The sequence below is a fragment of the Rhizobium sp. PP-CC-3G-465 genome, from assembly GCF_004343445.1.
Taxonomy (GTDB): domain Bacteria; phylum Pseudomonadota; class Alphaproteobacteria; order Rhizobiales; family Rhizobiaceae; genus Ferranicluibacter; species Ferranicluibacter rubi.
On the sequence record NZ_SLYH01000001.1, the window covers coordinates 2,561,968 to 2,580,560 of the forward strand.

18 protein-coding genes are annotated in these 18,593 nt (G+C 64.2%); 10 read left to right on the plus strand and 8 right to left on the minus strand.

The annotated features are described in order from the left end of the window. Positions 1–33 precede the first annotated feature (33 nt). Genes C8J33_RS12180 through C8J33_RS12190 form a run of 3 tightly spaced genes read right to left on the minus strand, consistent with a single transcriptional unit; the run spans position 34 to position 3,014 of the window. A complete protein-coding gene (locus tag C8J33_RS12180; RefSeq protein WP_132445339.1) occupies positions 34–786 on the minus strand; it encodes an ABC transporter ATP-binding protein in 753 nt (250 codons plus the stop codon). Then, complete coding sequence (locus C8J33_RS12185) at positions 780–1,886, minus strand: FecCD family ABC transporter permease (protein ID WP_245507117.1); 1,107 nt, start codon at positions 1,884–1,886, stop codon at positions 780–782. Before C8J33_RS12185 ends, C8J33_RS12180 begins: the two co-directional genes overlap by 7 nt. Before the next feature lie 3 nt (positions 1,887–1,889). Then, positions 1,890–3,014 carry an ABC transporter substrate-binding protein gene (locus tag C8J33_RS12190; RefSeq protein WP_132664365.1) on the minus strand — a complete coding sequence of 375 codons (1,125 nt, stop codon included), beginning with the start codon at positions 3,012–3,014 and terminating at the stop codon, positions 1,890–1,892. Positions 3,015–3,118: 104 nt separating this feature from the next. Between C8J33_RS12190 and C8J33_RS12195 the strand changes: the two genes are divergently transcribed. Next, the gene (locus C8J33_RS12195; protein ID WP_132664366.1) at positions 3,119–3,949 is read left to right on the plus strand and encodes a class I SAM-dependent methyltransferase; all 831 of its coding nucleotides are present in this window, start codon (positions 3,119–3,121) and stop codon (positions 3,947–3,949) included. A 55-nt stretch (positions 3,950–4,004) separates the two neighbouring features. Here the strand turns inward: C8J33_RS12195 and C8J33_RS12200 are convergent, their stop codons facing one another. Beyond that, on the minus strand, positions 4,005–4,931 hold the full coding sequence (locus tag C8J33_RS12200) for a sensor domain-containing diguanylate cyclase (RefSeq protein WP_132664548.1): 927 nt from the start codon (positions 4,929–4,931) through the stop codon (positions 4,005–4,007). Between the two features lie 296 nt (positions 4,932–5,227). Here C8J33_RS12200 and C8J33_RS12205 point away from each other — a divergent pair, with 296 nt between their 5' ends. After that, positions 5,228–5,470: a DUF6894 family protein gene (locus tag C8J33_RS12205; RefSeq protein WP_132664367.1), complete on the plus strand. Its 243-nt coding sequence runs from the start codon at positions 5,228–5,230 to the stop codon at positions 5,468–5,470. Between the two features lie 97 nt (positions 5,471–5,567). Here C8J33_RS12205 and C8J33_RS12210 read toward each other — a convergent pair whose 3' ends face one another. Then, the gene (locus C8J33_RS12210; protein WP_132664368.1) at positions 5,568–6,329 is read right to left on the minus strand and encodes an EAL domain-containing protein; all 762 of its coding nucleotides are present in this window, start codon (positions 6,327–6,329) and stop codon (positions 5,568–5,570) included. A gap of 197 nt (positions 6,330–6,526) precedes the next feature. Between C8J33_RS12210 and C8J33_RS27045 the strand changes: the two genes are divergently transcribed. Next, the gene (locus C8J33_RS27045) at positions 6,527–6,703 is read left to right on the plus strand and encodes a hypothetical protein (RefSeq protein ID WP_165929778.1); all 177 of its coding nucleotides are present in this window, start codon (positions 6,527–6,529) and stop codon (positions 6,701–6,703) included. A gap of 18 nt (positions 6,704–6,721) precedes the next feature. Here C8J33_RS27045 and rhaI read toward each other — a convergent pair whose 3' ends face one another. Together rhaI and C8J33_RS12220 are read right to left on the minus strand one after the other, a co-directional pair. Next, complete coding sequence (gene rhaI, locus C8J33_RS12215) at positions 6,722–8,014, minus strand: L-rhamnose catabolism isomerase (protein WP_132664369.1); 1,293 nt, start codon at positions 8,012–8,014, stop codon at positions 6,722–6,724. A gap of 25 nt (positions 8,015–8,039) precedes the next feature. Continuing rightward, on the minus strand, positions 8,040–10,139 hold the full coding sequence (locus C8J33_RS12220) for a bifunctional rhamnulose-1-phosphate aldolase/short-chain dehydrogenase (RefSeq protein WP_132664370.1): 2,100 nt from the start codon (positions 10,137–10,139) through the stop codon (positions 8,040–8,042). A gap of 200 nt (positions 10,140–10,339) precedes the next feature. Here C8J33_RS12220 and C8J33_RS12225 point away from each other — a divergent pair, with 200 nt between their 5' ends. The 7 genes from C8J33_RS12225 to C8J33_RS12255 all read left to right on the plus strand — a co-directional run bounded on the left by C8J33_RS12225 (position 10,340) and on the right by C8J33_RS12255 (position 17,580). After that, positions 10,340–11,152 carry a DeoR/GlpR family DNA-binding transcription regulator gene (locus C8J33_RS12225; RefSeq protein WP_110733254.1) on the plus strand — a complete coding sequence of 271 codons (813 nt, stop codon included), beginning with the start codon at positions 10,340–10,342 and terminating at the stop codon, positions 11,150–11,152. Positions 11,153–11,190: 38 nt separating this feature from the next. Then, on the plus strand, positions 11,191–12,186 hold the full coding sequence (gene rhaS, locus C8J33_RS12230) for a rhamnose ABC transporter substrate-binding protein (protein WP_132664371.1): 996 nt from the start codon (positions 11,191–11,193) through the stop codon (positions 12,184–12,186). Between the two features lie 65 nt (positions 12,187–12,251). Beyond that, positions 12,252–13,781, plus strand: a complete 1,530-nt coding sequence (locus tag C8J33_RS12235) for a sugar ABC transporter ATP-binding protein (protein WP_245507118.1) — start codon at positions 12,252–12,254, stop codon at positions 13,779–13,781. 10 nt (positions 13,782–13,791) lie between these two features. Further along, a complete protein-coding gene (locus C8J33_RS12240; RefSeq protein WP_110800572.1) occupies positions 13,792–14,814 on the plus strand; it encodes an ABC transporter permease in 1,023 nt (340 codons plus the stop codon). After that, a complete protein-coding gene (locus C8J33_RS12245; RefSeq protein ID WP_110800573.1) occupies positions 14,811–15,839 on the plus strand; it encodes an ABC transporter permease in 1,029 nt (342 codons plus the stop codon). The genes C8J33_RS12240 and C8J33_RS12245 overlap by 4 nt, the downstream gene beginning before the upstream one ends. Beyond that, positions 15,839–16,180, plus strand: a complete 342-nt coding sequence (gene rhaM / locus C8J33_RS12250) for an L-rhamnose mutarotase (protein ID WP_110800574.1) — start codon at positions 15,839–15,841, stop codon at positions 16,178–16,180. Before C8J33_RS12245 ends, rhaM begins: the two co-directional genes overlap by 1 nt. After that, on the plus strand, positions 16,177–17,580 hold the full coding sequence (locus C8J33_RS12255) for an FGGY-family carbohydrate kinase (RefSeq protein WP_132664373.1): 1,404 nt from the start codon (positions 16,177–16,179) through the stop codon (positions 17,578–17,580). The genes rhaM and C8J33_RS12255 overlap by 4 nt, the downstream gene beginning before the upstream one ends. On the opposite strand, the gene cysK is transcribed toward C8J33_RS12255, so the two are convergent. Then, entirely contained in the window at positions 17,577–18,542 is a 966-nt protein-coding gene (cysK, locus tag C8J33_RS12260) for a cysteine synthase A (RefSeq protein WP_132664374.1), read from the minus strand. The two genes, C8J33_RS12255 and cysK, sit on opposite strands and share 4 nt — an antisense overlap. Between the last annotated feature and the right edge of the window lie 51 nt (positions 18,543–18,593).

The following is an 18,593-nucleotide window of genomic DNA, read 5'->3' on the forward strand; positions in this document are numbered from 1 at the left end:
ATCACGATCGCGCCCTCTGCCCCGCCTTATCCCTCAAAGAGCGCCATCGACGATGACCATGGGGCGGCCGCGGGAGCAGGGCTCTATGCGGGCGTCGATACGGTAGATGTCGCGCAGCATGGCGGTGGTGATGACGCTGGCAGTGGTGCCGCTTGCGACCATTTCGCCGTTGGCGATGACGATCGTGTTGCTGCAGTAACGCAGGGCATGGTTGAGATCGTGGAGCGCGATGAGGACGATCATGCCGGTGCGGGTTGCAAGGTTTCCAACGAAGTCGAGAACGTCGATCTGGCGGTGAAGGTCGAGGGCGGAGGTCGGCTCGTCCATCAGCAGAACGTCGGGCTTGCGCACCAAAGCCTGACCGAGCGAGACGAGCTGCCGCTGCCCGCCCGACAGTGCGTCGAGGCCGCGGAAGGCGAGGTTCTCGATGCGCAGGGAGGCGAGGATCGCGTCGATCTCGAACAGTTCGTCGTCATGCACCCGCCAGCCGCCACCCTGCTTGGCGGACAGCAAAAGCGACTCGTAGACCGTGAGAACGGCATTCGAGCCGGTATCCTGCGGCATGTAGCAGATCGCGCGGTCGCCACGGGTCTTATTCGATAGTTCCACGGTTCCCGGACCGGCGAGCAGGCCGGCGATCCGCTTGAACAGGGTGGATTTTCCCGCTGCATTCGGGCCGATGACGGCCGTGACGGAGCCGGGGCTGAGAGGATCGATGCCGACCTTGGAAAGGACCGTGGTGCGGCCATAGCTGGCACCGACATCCCTCAGGGAAAGGCTTACCATGCCCGCCTCCTGTTGGAGAAAATCAAGACGAAGAAGAAGGGCACGCCGACGAGCGCGGTGATCACGCCGATGGGCAGGATCGCGCCGGGGATCAGCACCTTGCTGACCACCGAGGTGGCCGACAGGAGCAGCGCGCCGCAGATGACGGCGCCGGGCAGGAAGAAGCGCTGATCCTCGCCCACCACCATGCGGGCGATGTGCGGGCCGACGAGGCCGACAAAGCCGATGGTGCCGACGAAGGACACGGGCACGGCCGCCAGCAGGCTGACGATCAGCATGGTGTGAAGCCGCAGGCGGCGCACGTTGATCCCCATGCTCGCCGCCTTGTCGTCACCGAGCCGCAGGGCGGTCAGCGCCCAGGCCTGGCGCATGAAGAGCGGCAGCGTCACGACGAGGATGGCAGCCGTCACCCCCACCTTGTCCCAGGTCGCCTTGGTGAGGCTGCCCATCGTCCAGAACACGACGGCTGCCAGCGCCTGTTCGGAGCCGAGATATTCGAGCAGCGACAGGGCCGCATTAAACGTGAAGACCAGCGCAATGCCGAGCAGCACGATGGTCTCGACCGTCACGCCGCGCATCGTCGAGGCGAAATGAATGAACAGGGCGGCAATGACCGCCATGACGAAGGCGTTGATCGGCACCATGTACTGGGTCGCCCCCGGAAAGAGGGCGACGCCGCCGACGAGACCGAGGGCCGCACCGAAGCTGGCGGCCGCGGAAATGCCGAGCGTGAAGGGGCTTGCGAGCGGATTGGACAGGATCGTCTGCATCTGCGCGCCCGCGACTGAGAGCGACGCCCCGACCGTCACCGCCATCAGCGCGATCGGCATGCGGATGTCCCAGATGACGACGCGCAGCTGGTTGCTAGCCGTTTCCGGGGAAAACAGGGCCGAGAGAACCTGCGACAACGTGTAGTTCGCTGGCCCCAGCGCCATGTCGATGGCCACGCTGGCGGCAAGGGCAATCGTGAGAGCCGCCAGAATGAGGATTCGCCGGAAGGCAAGGGCGCGATATTGATCACGCCCCGTGCGCTCGGCAACCGGGCTTGCGCGATCTCCCTCGCGCCGCGCTGCCGTGTCCGTGGTTGCCGCAGCGGTCATCGCCTATTCGTCCTTGAGCGAGACGAAGTATCCCGGCTTGTAGGGGAGCGGCAGGAAGCGCTCGTGCAATTCCTTGAAGGTCGCCTCGGGATCGAGATCCTTGAAGAGATCCGGATGCAGCCATTTGGCGATCTGCTGGATGGCGACGAACTGGTAGGGATTGTTGTAGAACTGGTGCCAGATCGCGTGGATCTCGCCGTCGTTCACTGCCTTGATGCCCGTGAAGGCGGGGCGCTTCGTCAGGTTCTCCAGCTTGCGATGCGCTTCCTGGAGGTCGGCACCGTATCCGACGCCCACCCAGTTGCCGCCGGGCACATAGGCTTCCCACATGCCGCCGGTGATGATCACCTGATCCGGATTGGAGGCGATGATCTGCTCCGGGTTAACAGAGCCGAAGGTGCCCGGGATGATGTCCCTCGCCATGTTGGTGCCGCCTGCAATCTCGACCATGCGGCCGAAATTCTCGTTGCCGAAGGACATGCAGCAATCGTCCGAGTATCCGCCGGCGCGCTCGACGAAGACCAGCGGCTTTTTCGGAGCGTTCTTTTCGAGCGTATCGGTCACCTTCCGGATCGCTTCGGCGCGAAACGCGATGAAGTCTTCCGCGACCTTTTCCTTGCCCATCAGCGTGCCCATGATGCGCATGCTCGGCTCGGTGTTCTCCATCGGCTTCTCGCGGAAATCGACATAGACGAGGGGAATGCCGACCTTGGCGAGCTTTTCGATATAGCCCGCCTCTTCCGTCGCGGTCTTCGCATCGAGGTTCATGACGATGACGTCGGGCTTGAGCGCCACGGCCTGCTCGATATCGAAGGTGCCGTCCTTCATGCCGCCGAAGGTGGCGAGCTTGGCGATCTCGGGATATTTTTCGAGATAGGCGGCATAGGATTCCGGATCGGCCTTCGGCAGGTCGTCGCGCCAGCCGACGACGTGCTGGAACGGGTTTTCCTTGTCGAGCGCGGCGAGGAAATAGATCTGGCGGCCTTCGCCGAGAATGACATGACGCGCGGGCACGTTGACATCGACCTTGCGGCCCGTCACGTCCGTCACCTCGACGGCAAGGGCAGGAAGAACGGACGCCATGAAGAGGCCGAGGGCTGCGATGGCCGACCTGCCGGAAAGACGCATGAGAGGAAACTCCAGTGGAACCTGCCGAGCACATATGATTTGTGGACTTTCTTCGTCAAGTTTTATCTTTTAGAAACGTTTTACGTTTGAAGCGGGATGTGAGCATGCGGAACGATCCGGCGGCACAGGCCATGAATTACACGTTGAGAGACGAGATCCGGGACTACTGGTCCGCCCGCGCTGCGACCTTCGACCAGTCGCCGGGGCACGAGATCTTCTCCGAGGACGAGCGGCAGGCGTGGCACGGGCTGATCGAGAAGCATCTCGGGCGTGGGTACGGGCGCGCAGCCCTCGACCTTGCCAGCGGAACCGGCGTTATCTCGCACCTGATGGACGATCTCGGCTACCGCGTGACCGGCATCGACTGGTCCGACGACATGCTGGCCCTCGCCCGCGCCAAGGCGACGGCGCGTGGACGCAGCATCCGCTTTCATCTCGGCGACGCCGAACGGACGCTCGCGCCCGACGAAAGCTACGATGTCGTCGTGACACGGCATCTCGTCTGGACGCTGGTCGATCCGCAAGCCTGCTTCAGGGAGTGGCACCGGGTCCTGAAACCCGGCGGCCGGCTGCTCGTCATCGACGGCGATTTCGTCCATACGGGCTTCTGTGAGCGGGTGATCAAGCGCATCGATACGCTCTTGCAGAAGGCCGGCTGGATTTCGCCGCAGCCGGCCCCTGCGCCGGCAGGCCTTGCAGACACGCACCGGAGCATCCTGTCGCGGGTGCACTTTTCGAACGGCGCCCGGGCCGATGCCGTCGGGCACCTTCTGGCGGATTCAGGATTTTCGGTGATCTCGATCGACCGCGATCTTCGCCGGATTCACAGGGCGCAGGCCGCGCATCTCGGCCGGCTCAAGGCGCTCGCACGGGGTCTTCATCACCGCTATGCGATCGTGGCGGAGAGGCCTGCCAATGCGAACCCGCCGGACTGAACCTCGTTCCGAGGTATCTTCACCGGAAACCGCAGCATTGGTCCGGCAATGGGCGTCAGCTGCCGGCCGATCCGCTGGCCCGAGGGCCATCGACATCGATGCCGATCTGGTCGCGGCCGCGCATCTTGGCGGCATAGAGGGCGAGGTCCGCGCGCCGATAGAGATCGGCCGGGTCGTCGCCCGCCCGGGCGCTGGCAAGACCGGCCGAGAACGTATAGCGGAAGCTTACCTGCTCGCGCACCGGGCGGGACTGACGTACCTCCGCCAGCATGCGGCCGATGATCGCTTCCGCTTCCCATGTCGTCGTGTTCGGCAGAACGAGAACGAACTCTTCGCCGCCGACACGTCCGAGAACGTCCGTCTTGCGCACGAGGCGCTGGATCGTCGCCGCGAAATCCATGAGCACGGCATCGCCGACGCTGTGGCCGAACCGGTCGTTGATATATTTGAAATTGTCGATGTCGAGAACGGCGACGCATCCGACCGCCGTGGTTTGCCCGGCTGACATCGGAGGATCGGCCGGCGCCGTCTTCACGAGCGCCTCGAGCTTCGACATGACGAAGCGCCGGCTGGCGATGCCGGTGAGGTCGTCGGTCTCCGACGCCTTGATCGCCATGTCGCGGGCCTGGCGCAGTTCGCGTTCGTCCGGCCGCAGCGACGTGATGTCGGATGCCACGCAGAGCATCCAGCCATCCGCCTGCATGGTCTCCGTCATCCAGAGCCACCGGCCGTCGTGAAGATCCGTTTCGAAGGCCCGGAAGCCGGTCTTTCCCCGACGCCCGAGCACCGAGCGCAGCCATGTTTCGAAATCGTCGGCCGAGATGACCGTGCCGCGCCGTGCTGCAAAATTCCGGCGCATCAGGTCGGACCAGAGAGGACGCTCGTCGTCCTCGATATGCCAGGCTGCACGAAAGGCGCCATTGGCAAAGCGCAACCGGTCGTCCTGATCGTAGACGGCAACCATGACATCGGTGCCTTCCATGAGCTGCGCCAGATGCAGCAGTGCTTCTTTATCGACCAAGGCTTCCGATCCTCACCAAAGGGAGATGATGGTCAGTACAAGGCGCTCGTGAACAAAAGATCAAGCGCGCGCCGTGATCCGACAAGAACGGACAGCGATGTCGAGGGAAAGCGGCGACAGCGGACAGGGCGCAGCTGTCCCGCCTGAATCGATCGTTTCAGCGGGCCGACACGGTTTTCGCCGGGAACTTTCGGCGGCATCCCCGGTTGCGGGCGTATCGGCGACAGGCCGATGAGACGTCGGGAGCCCGCGTTGGTATGCCAAGGTATTATTTTCAGATCGTCGAGCGGAATGCGGTCCTGGACGATCTGGATGGCGCCGAGCTCGCGTCGATTCAGGATGCACGGCGGGAAGCCGAGCGGGCGATCCGGGAGATCGCAGCCGAACATCTGCAGATCGAAAGCAGGCTCGAACTGACCTCGATCCAGATCCGGAACGAGGCCGGAGAAGTCATCGCATCCGTGACCTATGACGAGGCGATGGAGGATATCCTGCCGTAACGCACGGGAACCTGATCCGGCAAAGACGATTGAACCAGCCGAAACAGCCGCGGCCGAATACAGGCGCATTATCGGGTAACGACGGGCCTTTCGACGTTCAATGCGTGGCGGCCATCTGTCCGAGCGCCGGATGGGCCAGAGCCTCGAAGCTCGGGCGCGCGAAGAAATAGCCCTGCATCAGGCGAACGCCGAGATCCTCCAGAGCTCGCGCCTCGCCTGCGGTCTCGATGCCTTCGCACAGCGGGATGACGCCCAGATCGTGCAGCATGGAGACGGTGTGGCGGACGATCGTTTGGCGCACCTTGTCCGTATCGATATTGCGAATGAGATCCATGTCGAGCTTGGCGATATCGGGCTGGAACTTCGCCAGCAGCGCCAGTCCCGCATGGCCGGCGCCGAAATCGTCGATCGCCGTGCGGAAGCCCATTTCACGATAGGTCTTGAGAATGTTGAGAAGGTGCGCCGTGTCGAGGATCTCGCCTTCGGTGAATTCGAAGATAATGTTCTTCGGCGAGAACTTGGTGCGGGCAGCGGCCGCCAGCGTCAGGCGGATGCAGGCGCGGGGCTCGTAGACGGCATTGGGCAGGAAGTTGATCGACAGGCCGACGTCGCTCTGCGCGCCATACAGCCGCGCGGCAAGCTCGATGGCTTTGACCCGGCATTGCTGATCGAAGGCATAGCGGTTCTGCGCATCGACGGCCGAGAGGACCGAGCCGGCGCCCTCGCCCGCGATACCGCGGACCAGCGCCTCGTGCGCAAATGTGGTCTTCGAGACGACATCGACGATCGGCTGGAACGCCATGGAAAACGGGATGTGGAAGTCGGCACCGTCGCGACATCCCTGGCAGGCTTCTGGCATTGATCTTCTCCAACTCTATGTAAGTTGGATAAGACGCTACCCGGGTGAACGCGACCTTAAGATGTACCCGCAAAGGGCGTATATTCGTCGATCGGTCCGTTTACAGACCCAACTTTGCCGTGGAAACAGGCCGCACCCGGGGAACTCCGTTCGCCCTTCGCGGGTTTGGCCTCCAACATACAGGAGAAGACAAAACCATGGCAGAGCGGCAGGCACCGGCCTTCAAAAGGATGGCCACCTTCGTCATCACACTTCTGCTCGCCGGCGCGGTGCTTGCCGGCGTTTATCTGTTCGTGTCCAGCCCCGGCGAAGTGCGCGATCAGCCGCTGGCTGGGCCCGGGACTGAGACTGGGAGTGGGCAGCAGATGCAGTGACGCGACTGCACTGATCCCTCAGACGATGCCGCCACTGCCAGCGCGGGCTGCCGGGCGCTCCGTGCCCACCTTGGTGCGATAGCCGCTCTTGCGGTAGGCGGCGATCGGATCGATGGCGCCACCCTCGCGACGACGCGCTTCGGCAAGGATTGCTTCGACATCGGTGCGGAACGCGCGCTTCAGCGTGTCGGACGCCATCAGCGCATCGTTTTCGTCCTGATACCCGTCCAGAGCCTCGCGATCAACGAGAAGCGCCTGCGCGTAGGCGCGGCGGATTTCGTTGGCGCTGGAAATCAGGCTTTCGATCGGATCGGTCACATTGTGCGACTGGTCGATCATGTGGGCCGGGTCGAAATCCTTGATACCGTGGTGCTCGGCATCCACCAGTTCGTTGAAGACGAGGAAGAGCCGGTAGGGATCGACCGAGCCCGCATCGAGATCATCGTCGCCATATTTCGAATCATTGAAGTGGAAGCCGCCGAGCTTGCCGAACTGGGTGAGCCGGGCAACGATCATCTCGATGTTGACGTTGGGCGCGTGGTGGCCGAGATCGACAAGGCACTGAGCCTTGGGGCCGAGCGTCGAGGCGATGAGGTAGCTCGTCCCCCAGTCCTGCACCACCGTGGAATAGAAGGCCGGCTCGTACATCTTGTGTTCGGAGAACAGGCGCCAGTCGTCCGGCAGGGCTGCGTAGATGTCGCCCATCGAGGCGAGGTAGCGCTCGAAGCTGCGGGTGAAGTGGCTCTGGCCGGGGAAATTCGAGCCGTCACCGACCCAGACCGTCAGCGCCTTCGAGCCGATGGCGCGGCCTATCTCGATGCATTCGAGATTGTGCTCCACCGCCTGCGCCCGTGTTCCCGCATCCGCATGGCTGAGCGAGCCGAATTTATAGGAGAGCGACTGCCCCTCCGCGTCCGAAAAGGTGTTGGAGTTCATGGCGTCGAAATGCAGGCCGTAGGCTTTCGCTGCCGCGAGCAGTTCGGCCGGGTCGGCCTTGTCCCAGGGGATGTGCAGGGAAACGCCGGGCGTGGCGCGCGTCAGCTGGTTGATGACGGCGCAGTCGGCCAGCTTGTCGAAGATGCCGCGCGGCTCGCCGATGCCCGGAAACCGGGCAAAGCGCGTGCCGCCCGTGCCGACCCCCCAGGAGGGAACGGCGACGTGAAAGGCCGAGACCTTCCGCGTCACGGTTTCGATGTCGATGCCCCGGCGTGACAGGTGCTCGCCGAGGGCGTGATAATCCGCCGCCTGCGACGCGGCGCGGCTTTGGTTGTGCGCGGCGATAAGGTCGGGCGCGATGCGGTGATCGGTCATGATGGTCTCCTCCCTCTTACACAGCCTAGCGCGGAAAGCTCTGCGCGTTGCCGCCATCAACATTGATGATGTTGCCGGTGGACTTGGCCGACAGGTCGGAGGCGAGGAAGTAGATGGCTTCGGCCACGTCCTCGGGCAGGATGTTGACCTTGAGCATGGAGCGCTTGCGGTAATGTTCTTCCAGATCGCTGACCTCGATCTTGGAGGAGGCCGCGCGCTGCTCGCGCCACTCGCCATCCCATATCTTCGATCCGCGCAGCACCGCATCGGGATTGACCGTGTTGACGCGAATGCCGCCTTCCGCGCCTTCGAGCGCGAGGCATCGGGCGAGATGAATCTCGGCGGCCTTGGCGGTGCAATAAGCGGATGCGTTCGGGGACGAGGCAAGACCGTTCTTTGACGCGACGAAGACGACGTTGCCGCCGAGCTTCTGGCGACGAAACAGGCGGAAGGCCTCCCGTGAGACGAGGAAGTAGCCGGTTGCGAGGATCTCGATGTTGCGGTTCCACATGGCGAGGTCCGTCTCCTCGACCGGTGCGGAGGATGCGATACCGGCATTGGAGACGAGGATATCGATGCCGCCGAACTCGACCAGACCCTGCGTGAAGGCCTCGGCCACCTGCTTCTCATCGGTGACGTCGAGCTTGACGCTGCGCACGGCGTCCGCACCGTAGCGCTTGGCGAAATCGGCCTGCGCGCCGTCGAGCGCGGTCTGGTCGATATCGGCGAGCACGACGCAGGCGCCTTCGGCGATCAGGCGGGTTGCCGTGGCGCGGCCGATGCCGCCGGCACCGCCGGTGACGAGGGCGACACGACCGGCAAGGCTCTTCGGCTTCGGCATGCGCTGGAGCTTGGCCTCCTCGAGCAGCCAGTATTCGATATCGAAGGCCTCCTGTTCGGGCAGTCCCTGATAGTCCGACACGGTGGAGGCGCCGCGCATGACGTTGATGGCGTTGACGTAGAACTCACCGGCAATGCGGGCCGTCGCCTTGTCGCGGGCAAAGGAGAGCATGCCGACGCCGGGAATGAGGAAGATCACCGGATTGGGATCGCGCATGGCGGGCGAATTGTCGTGGCGGCAGGTCTCGTAATAGCGGGCGTAATCGGCACGGTAGGCGTCGAGCGCCGCATCGAGACCGGCGACGACCGAATCGATGCTGCCATCCGCCGTAGGGTCGAAATCGAGGATCAGCGGGCGGATCTTGGTGCGCAGGAAATGATCCGGGCAGGAGGTGCCGAGCGCGCCAAGGCGCTGGAGGTCGGCCGAATTGACGAATTCCAGCACGGCGGTCTGATCGTCGAAATGACCGAGCTTCCGTTCCTCCCGGCCGATGCGTCCGCGGATTTCCGGCATCAGCCTTGCGGCGATCGCACGGCGTTGCGCCTCCTCCAGGCTGGTCGCGACGGCACCGCCGAAGACGGTCTTGCCTTCTGTCTTCGTTGCAAACCAGTCGATCGCACGGTTGATGATGTCGAGCGTCAGCTCGTAGCAGGCCTTGGCGTCATCCGCCCAGGTGAAGAGACCGTGGCTTTCGAGCACGACGCCCTTGGCATTCGGGTTGGCCGCGACGAAGGCCCCGAGATCGAGACCGAGCTGGAAGCCGGGACGGCGCCAGGGGAGCCAGCCGATCTCGTCGCCGAAGACCTCTTTGGTCAGTTCGCGCGAGTTCTTCGACGCGGCGATGGCGATGATCGCATCGGGATGCATGTGATCGACATGGGTGAACGGCACGAAGCCGTGCAGCGGCGTGTCGATGGAGGCGGCGCGCGGGTTGAGCGCGAAGGTGCAATGCGGCAGGAAGCCGACCATGCGGTCCTCGTCCTCGACGCCCTTGTAGAGACCCTTCAGCGCTTCCAGCTTGTCGAGGTAGAGCGTGGCGAAACCGTCGAGCTTGATGGTGCCGACATCGCCGCCGGAACCCTTGACCCAGAGGACGCGCACGGGCGCGCCGGTCAGCGGATCGGTCTCTGTCACCTTTGCCGACGTGTTGCCGCCGCCGTAATTGGTGATGCGCTTGTCGGCGCCCAAAAGGTTCGAGCGGTAAAGAAGCTTGCCCGGCTCATCGAGAGCGTTCGCGATCGCATCATCCCAACGGCTTTCGAGACGGTGGCTCTGTTCCGACATGTCATCCTCCCATGGTATCGGAACCCCTGCGTCGAACGCAGGTCGGCCCCGTATTGCCGACGATATCGCGCAGTCCAACCGCTCATGTCAATCATATTCGATCATAAATGTTCATGTTGCAGCGCAATATAGAAATTTATGATCGTTATTGATTGACAGTCCCCGCTTAATTCGCATAACTCGCTGTCGAGGAGACACCCATGCACGAACGCGAACGCCACCGCATCATCTTGAGCGCCGTCCAGGAAAAGCCTGTGGTGACGGTGCAGGATATCGCGGAACTGACGGATGCGTCGGAGGCGACGATCCGCCGTGACATCGCGTCGCTGCATGTTCAGGGGAAGCTTCGCAGGGTTCGAGGCGGGGCCGAAGCCGTGCATCCGCCGCAAATCGGCAATCTGGCCGCACGCCCCTTCCGGGTTTCCGAATCGATCAACTCCGATAAAAAGCGCGCAATCGCCCGCATGGCCGTCGATCTCTGCGAAGAAGGCGACGCCGTCATCATCAATGGGGGAACGACGACCTTCCAGATGGTGCATTTCATGGCGGCCCGTCGGCTGCAGGTCATGACCAATTCGTTTGCGATCGCCGAGCATCTCGTCAAGCATTCCAAATGCACGGTGACGGTGCCCGGCGGCACGATCTATCGCGACCAGAGCCTGATCCTGTCGCCGTTCGAAAACGACGCCATCCGCAATTTTTCCGCCCGCCGCATGTTCGTCGGCGCGCAAGGGGCCAGCGCGCTCGGCATCATGGAGTCCGACGCTCTGGTGATCCAGAGCGAGCAACGCCTGATGCGCCAGGCCGACGAGCTCGTCGTCATGATCGATTCGGGCAAGTTCGCCCGGCGATCGAGCCTCATTCTCTGCCCGCTCGAAAACGTTTCCACCATCATTACCGACAGCGCCGTGTCTGAGGAGGCCGTGCGCATGGTGGAGGCCGCGGGGGTCAAGCTGGTCACGGTTCCCGTGTCGGCGTCGGATACGAAGGATCATACCGCATCGGTCGCATGAGCGGCCGGGCACTTATCGTCAACTGGGAGGAAGACAGCATGAAACTCGCACAAAAGCTTGCCATCGGGGTGGTGTTCGCCATGGCCGCATTCGGCTCGGCCGCACACGCCGCCGAGGTCAAGATCGGCCTCGTCGTGAAATCGCTCGGCAACGGCTTCTTCGAGGCCGCCAACAAGGGCGCGCAGGAAGCGGCCAAGGAACTCGGCGATGTCGAGATCATCTATACCGGCCCGACCTCGACGACGGCCGAAGGCCAGATCGAGGTGATCAACGCGCTGATCGCCCAAGGCGTCAACGCCATCGCCCTCTCGGCGAACGATCCCGACGCCGTGGTGCCGGCGCTGAAGAAGGCCGCACAGCGCGGCATCAAGGTTATCTCGTGGGATTCGGGCGTCGCACCCGAAGGCCGCATCCTGCAGCTCAACCCGTCTTCGAACGATCTTATCGGCAAGATGTGCCTTCAGCTCGTCAAGGACCACCTCGACGGCGGCAAGGGCGACTTCGCCATCCTCTCGGCCACGACGACCTCCACGAACCAGAACATCTGGATCGAGGAAATGAAGAAGCAGCTGAATGACTTCCCCGGTCTCAACCTCGTCACGACCGTCTATGGCGACGACCTTTCGGACAAGAGCTACCGCGAAGCCCAAGGCCTCATGACCTCTAACCCGAACGTCAAGGTCATCGTCGCCCCGACCACCGTCGGCGTGCTTGCGGCGTCGCAGGCCGTCAAGGATGCCGGCAAGATTGGTCAGGTCTACGTGACCGGTCTCGGCCTTCCCTCCGAGATGGCCGGCGCGATCAAGTCGGGTGCGACGAAGGAATTCGCGATCTGGAACCCGATCGATCTCGGCTACTCCGCCGCCCAGATCGCCTACCGCCTCGTCAAAGGCGACACGGACGGTGCGCCGGGCTCGGAAATCGAAGCCGGCCGCATGGGCAAGATCAAGGTCGGGGACAACGGCGAAGCCGCCATGGCCGATCCCTTCGTCTACAATGCCGAAAACATCGACCAGTTCTCCAAGGTCTTCTGATTTTCCAGACGATCCGGCGGCGCCCACCCGCGCCGCCGGTCCTCTCTTTCCGACCGGACATGGACATGATGGCCCTTCAACACCCCGTCGCCGAGGATCGTACGCCCGCGCCCGCCATTCTGGAAATGCGCGGCATTTCGCAGATCTTTCCGGGCGTCAAGGCGCTCGACGGCGTCGATATCGCGCTCTATCCGGGGACGGTGACCGCGCTGATCGGCGAGAACGGTGCCGGCAAATCGACGCTCGTGAAGATCCTCACCGGCATCTACCGCCCGAGCGAGGGCGAGATCCGGATCGACGGTTCGCCGATCGTCTTTGCCGATGCACAGGCGGCCATCGATGCCGGCGTGACCGCCATCCACCAGGAAACCGTGCTCTTCGACGAGCTGACGGTCGCCGAAAACATCTTCCTCGGCCATGCGCCGCGCACGCGCCTTCGCACCATCGACTGGACGACCATGAACCGGCGCGCCGGCGATCTTTTGCGCTCGCTCGAAAGCACAATCGATCCGACCATCCGTCTGAAGGACCTGTCGATCGCGCAGCGCCATCTGGTCGCCATCTCGCGAGCGCTCTCCATCGAGGCACGCATCGTCATCATGGACGAGCCGACGGCGGCGCTGTCCCGCAAGGAGATCGACGATCTCTTCCGCATCGTGCGCGACCTCAAGCGCCAGGGCAAAGCCATCCTCTTCATCAGCCACAAGTTCGACGAGGTCTACGAGATCGCCGAGAACTACGTGGTCTTCCGCGACGGCAAGGCCGTTGGGCACGGCGCGCTGGCGGCCACCCCGCAGGACGATATCGTCCGCCTGATGGTTGGACGCACGGTGGCCGACGCCTTCCCGAAGATCGCGGTGACGCCGGGTGCGCCGGTGCTCGAGGTTTCCGGCTACAGCCACGCGACCGAATTCCACGATATCTCCTTCACGCTCCGCCGTGGCGAGATCCTCGGCATCTACGGCCTGATCGGCGCCGGGCGCTCCGAGCTTTGCCAGTCGCTGTTCGGCATCACGGTGCCGGCAAGCGGCACCGTGCAGATCGAGGGCCGGCCGGTGACGATCCACTCGCCGCGCGATGCGATCCGCGCCGGCATCGTCTATGTGCCGGAGGAGCGCGGGCGCCATGGGCTGGCGTTGCCCATGCCGATCTTCCAGAACATGACGCTGCCATCGCTCGGGCGGACGTCGCGCGCGGGTTTCCTGCGGCTTGCCGACGAGTTCGCGCTGGCCCGCAAATATGCCGAGCGGCTGGACCTGCGCGCCGCCGCCCTTTCCGTGCCCGTCGGCACGCTGTCGGGCGGCAACCAGCAGAAGGTGGTCATCGGCAAATGGCTCGCGACGCAGCCGAAGGTGATCCTTCTCGACGAGCCCACCAAGGGGATCGACATCGGCTCCAAGGCTGCCGTCCACGCCTTCATCAGCGAGCTTGCCGCCGAGGGCCTGTCGATCGTGATGATCTCGTCGGAGCTGCCGGAGATTCTCGGCATGTCGGATCGGGTCATGGTGATGAAGGAAGGCCTGTCGGCGGGCATCCACCCGCGCGCCGGGCTGACGCCGGAAATGCTGGTGCGCGCCGCCACCGGCAACGCGTGAGGAGTAGCCCATGACCTTCCTGAAAAAGCGCGAAACCCTGCTCTTCCTTATCATCGCCCTGATGGTCGTCGCGTTCTCGACACGGGCGCCCGGCTTCGGGAACCCTCGCAACCTCGCCGTCATCTTCAACGATACGGCGATCCTGATCATCCTGGCGCTGGCGCAGATGACCGTCATCCTGACGAAGTCGATCGACCTTTCGGTCGCCGCCAACCTCGCCTTCAGCGGCATGGCGGTGGCGATGCTGAACGCGGCCGTTCCGGGCCTGCCGCTCGTCCTCCTGATCCTGCTTGCCATCGGCATCGGGGCAGCGCTGGGCGCCATCAATGGGTTTCTCGTCTGGCGGCTGGAAATGCCGCCGATCGTGGTGACGCTGGGCACGCTGACCATCTATCGCGGCATGGCCTTCGTTCTCTCGGGCGGCGCCTGGGTCAACGCGCACCAGATGACGCCGGAGTTCCTCAACGTGCCCCGGCTTGGCATCGCCGGGCTCCCGGTTCTCTCCTGGGTCGCGGTGCTCGTCGTCGTGCTCGTGTATCTCATGGCACGCTACACGCCCTTCGGCCGCTCGGCCTATGCGGCGGGCGGCAATCCCGTTGCCGCCGTCTATGCCGGGATCGATGTCGGCTATACGCGCTTTCTCGCCTTCACGCTGTCCGGCGCGCTTGCCGGTCTCAGCGGCTATCTCTGGGTGTCGCGCTATGCGGTGGCCTATGTCGATATCGCCATCGGCTTCGAACTCGACAGCGTCGCGGCCTGCGTCATCGGCGGCATCTCGATTGCCGGCGGGGTCGGCACCGTCATCGGCACCGTGCTGGGTGCGCTGTTTCTCGGCGTCATCAAGAACGCGCTGCCCGTCATCGGCATCTCGCCCTTCACGCAGATGGCGATCTCCGGCTCGGTGATCATTCTCGCGGTCGTCTTCAATGCGCGGCGCGAGCGCAATCGGGGCCGGATCATCCTGCGCAACCGGGCTGCCGAAGACGGCGGCGCTGATAAAACGGACAAGATCGGCAAGGAGGCCCTGGCATGAGCGCGATCCCCTCGACATCTCCCCAGCCCGAGCCGTCGCAGCCCACGCGCCGCGCCATTCCCGACCGGCTCGGCACGCCGCTTCGCCGGCTGCTCGCCAGCTGGGAAGTTTTGCTGCTCGGTGTCGCGGTTGCCATCTTCGTGTTCAATTCGCTGGCCTCACCCTATTTCCTCGACGCCTGGAACCTCTCCGACGCGACGTTCAACTTCACCGAAAAGGCGATGATCGCCTTTGCCATGGCGCTGCTGGTGATCGCCGGCGAGATCGACCTGTCGGTCGCTGCCATTATCGCGCTGGCTTCCACCGCCATGGGCGCGGCAGCCCAGGCGGGCGTGGGTGCGGCCGGGCTGGTGGGCATCGGCCTCTGCGTCGGGCTAGCCTGCGGCACCGTCAACGGTGTGCTCGTCTCGGGCATGAAACTGCCGTCCATCGTCGTCACCATCGGCACGATGAGCCTGTTTCGCGGCCTCTCCTATATCGTGCTCGGCGACAAGGCCTATGGCGGCTATCCCGCCGACTTCGCCTTCTTCGGGCAGGGCTATGTGGTCTGGGTGTTCTCGTTCGAATTCGTGCTGTTTCTCGTGCTGGCCGCGCTCTTTGCCCTGTTGCTGCATGCGACGAATTTCGGGCGGCAGGTTCAGGTGATCGGCAATAACGAGTTTGCCGCGCGCTTCTCCGGCATCCCGGTCGAGCGGATCAAGTTCATCCTGTTTCTGCTGACGGGCCTGATGAGCGGCATCGCCGCCGTCTGCCTCACCTCGCGCCTCGGCTCGACGCGGCCCTCAATTGCGCAAGGCTGGGAGCTGGAGGTCGTGACCATGGTGGTGCTCGGCGGCGTCTCCATTCTCGGCGGCTCCGGCACGATCGGCGGCGTCGTCATCGCGGCCTTCGTCATGGGCCTCGTCACCTTCGGGCTCGGGCTTCTCAACGTGCCCGGCATCGTCATGTCGATCTTCATCGGCCTGCTCCTCATCATCACCATCGCGCTGCCGATCCTGGCGCGCCGCATCAAGGCGAGGTCCTGATGACCCCCGATAGTACGCTCGAACGCCACGCCTTCGTCATGAAGCTGCATGCCGGACAGGAGGCGGAGTATCGCCGTCGTCACGACGAAATCTGGCCGGAGCTCAGCGCGCTGCTGGTGCAGGCCGGCATCCGCGACTATTCGATCTTCCTCGATCCGGAGACGCTGACGCTGTTCGGCGTGCTTTCCCGCCCGCGCGACCACGGCATGGCCGCCCTGCCGGAGCATCCCGTGATGAAGCGCTGGTGGGCGCATATGGCCGATATCATGGAGACCCATCCCGACAACGCCCCGGTCTCGCGCGATCTCATCTCCGTGTTCCATCTGCCGGCGCAGCCATGACGCAAGGCGCTGGCAAAGTCGCCGTCTTCGACGTCGGCAAGACCAATGCGAAGCTCGTGGTCTACGACACCGCCAGCGGCCGGGAACTCGTCTCCCACCGGATGACCAATCGCGTGGTGAGCGAGGGCCCTTATCCGCATTACGACACGGATGCGCTTTGGGCCTTTTTGATCGCCTCGCTCAAGGCCGTGGCGGAAACGCCGGGGTTCGATGCGATTTCGGTGACCACCCATGGGGCGGCGGCGGCCCTTCTCGATGCGCAGGGGGAGCTGGCGCTGCCGGTGCTCGACTATGAGCACGACTTCTCGCCAGAGATCCGGGCCGACTACGATCGCATCCGCCCGGACTTCGCCGAGACCTTTTCCCCGAGGCTGTCGATGGGGCTCAACCTCGGCGCCCAGCTTCATTATCAAACGACCACGTTTCCCGACGAATTCGCCCGGGTGCGCACCATCGTTACCTATGCGCAATACTGGTCCGGCCGCCTGACGGCACGCTTTGCGACGGAGGTAACATCGCTCGGCTGCCATACGGATCTCTGGAATCCGGCGCTCGGGCGGTTTTCGACGCTGGTCGAAGCGCTTGATCTTTCCGGGCTGATGGCGCCGGTGCACTCTGCGTTCGAGGCGCTGGGGCCGCTGCTTGCGCCGCTGGTCACAGAGATCGGGCTGGAGGCAGACCAGGAGATCCCGGTCCATTGCGGCATCCACGACAGCAACGCCTCGCTTTTGCCGCATCTGATCGGGCGCGAATCTCCGTTTTCGGTGGTCTCCACCGGCACCTGGGTCGTCTCCTTCGGCGTCGGCGGCGATCTCGGACGGCTCGATCCCGCCCGCGACACCCTCGCCAATGTCGATGCCTATGGCCGCGCGGTGCCGTCCGCCCGCTTCATGGGCGGGCGGGAATATGAGATGCTGACATCCGGTCTGGAGCCTGCGCAGGCCGAGGCCAGCGATGCAGCGCTCATCCAAGCCGTCATCGCGCGCGGCATGATGCTCCTACCATCGGTCGTCCCCGGCTGTGGGCCCTTCCCCGGCATGACGGCCGCGTGGGTTTCGGCAGACGGTGCTTCAGGCGCCGAGCGTCATGCGGCGATCTGCCTCTATCTCGCGCTGATGACGCGGGAGAGCCTCCGGCTCCTGAACGCCGGGGGCCCCATATTGGTCGAAGGACCGTTTGCGAAGAACGGGCTTTATCTCTCGGCACTGTCCGCCTTTTCCGGCCGGAGCGTGCTTGCGCTGGAGGGCTCGACCGGAACGAGCCTTGGTGCCGCGTTGCTGGCCGGCGGCGCGGCTCCGAAGGCATCCGAAGACGCCGCGGTCGTGACGCCGCTCGGCACGCCGGCCGGGATCGAGACCTATCAGAGGCTCTGGCTGGAGCGGATCGCCGCCCGCTGTTAGCCGAGGCCTTCGAAGAGCACGGTCGAGAGATATCGCTCGGCGAAAGAGGGGATGATGACGACGATGCTCTTGCCGGCATTTTCAGGACGCTGGCCGACCTGAATGGCGGCTTCGAGGGCGGCACCCGAGGAGATACCGACCGGCACGCCCTCTATCCGCGCGACCTCCCGCGAGCGTTCCACGGCCTTGCTAGAAGAGACCGTGACGACCTCGTCGTAGATGCCGGTATCGAGGATGGCGGGGGCGAACCCCGCGCCGATGCCCTGGATCTTGTGGGAGCCGGGCGCACCGCCCGAGAGCACCGGCGACTCCTCCGGCTCGACCGCAACGATCCGCAGCGTCGGCTTTCTCTCCTTCAGCACCTGCCCCGCACCGGTGATGGTTCCACCCGTGCCGATGCCGGCAACCAGAATGTCGATGGCGCCTTCCGTATCGTTCCAGATCTCCTCGGCCGTCGTGCGGCGGTGAATGTCCGGGTTGGCGGCGTTTTCGAACTGCTGCGGCATGACGGCGCCGGGGATGGTCTCCAGAAGCTCGCGCGCCCGGGCGATGGCCCCGCGCATGCCCTGGCCACCCTCGGTCAGCACCAGTTCCGCCCCCAGAAGCGTCAGCATCTTGCGCCGCTCGACGGACATGGTCTCCGGCATCGTCAGGATCAGCCGATAGCCCTTGGCGGCGGCGACGAAGGCGAGCGCGATGCCGGTATTGCCGGATGTCGGCTCGATCAGCGTGCTGCGCTCGGGCGAGATCCGGCCCGCCGCCTCCAGCGCCTCGACCATCGCGACGCCGATGCGGTCCTTCACCGAGCTGATCGGGTTGAAGAATTCGAGCTTGGCCAGGAGGTGCGCCTCGACGCCATGAGCTTTCGCCAGCCTGTCGAGGCGGACGATGGGTGTATCGCCGATGGTCTCGGTGATCGAACCGTAGATGCGCCCGCGCCCGGGCCTATGCTCACCTGCCATGCGTGTCTCCGCAAATCCTGTTTTTCTCGGTCCTTCGCTGCAGAAGGCCAG

Excerpts from the sequence above, each read along its gene's own strand:
- C8J33_RS27045 (WP_165929778.1), top strand. The coding sequence starts at position 6,527 with ATGGCAGAGCGGCAGGCACCGGCCTTCAAAAGGATGGCCACCTTCGTC.
- C8J33_RS12225 (WP_110733254.1), top strand. The coding sequence starts at position 10,340 with ATGCACGAACGCGAACGCCACCGCATCATCTTGAGCGCCGTCCAGGAA.
- C8J33_RS12195 (WP_132664366.1), top strand. The coding sequence starts at position 3,119 with ATGCGGAACGATCCGGCGGCACAGGCCATGAATTACACGTTGAGAGAC.
- C8J33_RS12240 (WP_110800572.1), top strand. The coding sequence starts at position 13,792 with ATGACCTTCCTGAAAAAGCGCGAAACCCTGCTCTTCCTTATCATCGCC.
- C8J33_RS12255 (WP_132664373.1), top strand. The coding sequence starts at position 16,177 with ATGACGCAAGGCGCTGGCAAAGTCGCCGTCTTCGACGTCGGCAAGACC.
- rhaI (WP_132664369.1), bottom strand. The coding sequence starts at position 8,014 with ATGACCGATCACCGCATCGCGCCCGACCTTATCGCCGCGCACAACCAA.
- C8J33_RS12235 (WP_245507118.1), top strand. The coding sequence starts at position 12,252 with ATGATGGCCCTTCAACACCCCGTCGCCGAGGATCGTACGCCCGCGCCC.
- C8J33_RS12180 (WP_132445339.1), bottom strand. The coding sequence starts at position 786 with ATGGTAAGCCTTTCCCTGAGGGATGTCGGTGCCAGCTATGGCCGCACC.
- C8J33_RS12220 (WP_132664370.1), bottom strand. The coding sequence starts at position 10,139 with ATGTCGGAACAGAGCCACCGTCTCGAAAGCCGTTGGGATGATGCGATC.
- rhaM (WP_110800574.1), top strand. The coding sequence starts at position 15,839 with ATGACCCCCGATAGTACGCTCGAACGCCACGCCTTCGTCATGAAGCTG.
- C8J33_RS12190 (WP_132664365.1), bottom strand. The coding sequence starts at position 3,014 with ATGCGTCTTTCCGGCAGGTCGGCCATCGCAGCCCTCGGCCTCTTCATG.
- C8J33_RS12210 (WP_132664368.1), bottom strand. The coding sequence starts at position 6,329 with ATGCCAGAAGCCTGCCAGGGATGTCGCGACGGTGCCGACTTCCACATC.
- cysK (WP_132664374.1), bottom strand. The coding sequence starts at position 18,542 with ATGGCAGGTGAGCATAGGCCCGGGCGCGGGCGCATCTACGGTTCGATC.
- rhaS (WP_132664371.1), top strand. The coding sequence starts at position 11,191 with ATGAAACTCGCACAAAAGCTTGCCATCGGGGTGGTGTTCGCCATGGCC.
- C8J33_RS12245 (WP_110800573.1), top strand. The coding sequence starts at position 14,811 with ATGAGCGCGATCCCCTCGACATCTCCCCAGCCCGAGCCGTCGCAGCCC.
- C8J33_RS12200 (WP_132664548.1), bottom strand. The coding sequence starts at position 4,931 with ATGGAAGGCACCGATGTCATGGTTGCCGTCTACGATCAGGACGACCGG.
- C8J33_RS12185 (WP_245507117.1), bottom strand. The coding sequence starts at position 1,886 with ATGACCGCTGCGGCAACCACGGACACGGCAGCGCGGCGCGAGGGAGAT.
- C8J33_RS12205 (WP_132664367.1), top strand. The coding sequence starts at position 5,228 with ATGCCAAGGTATTATTTTCAGATCGTCGAGCGGAATGCGGTCCTGGAC.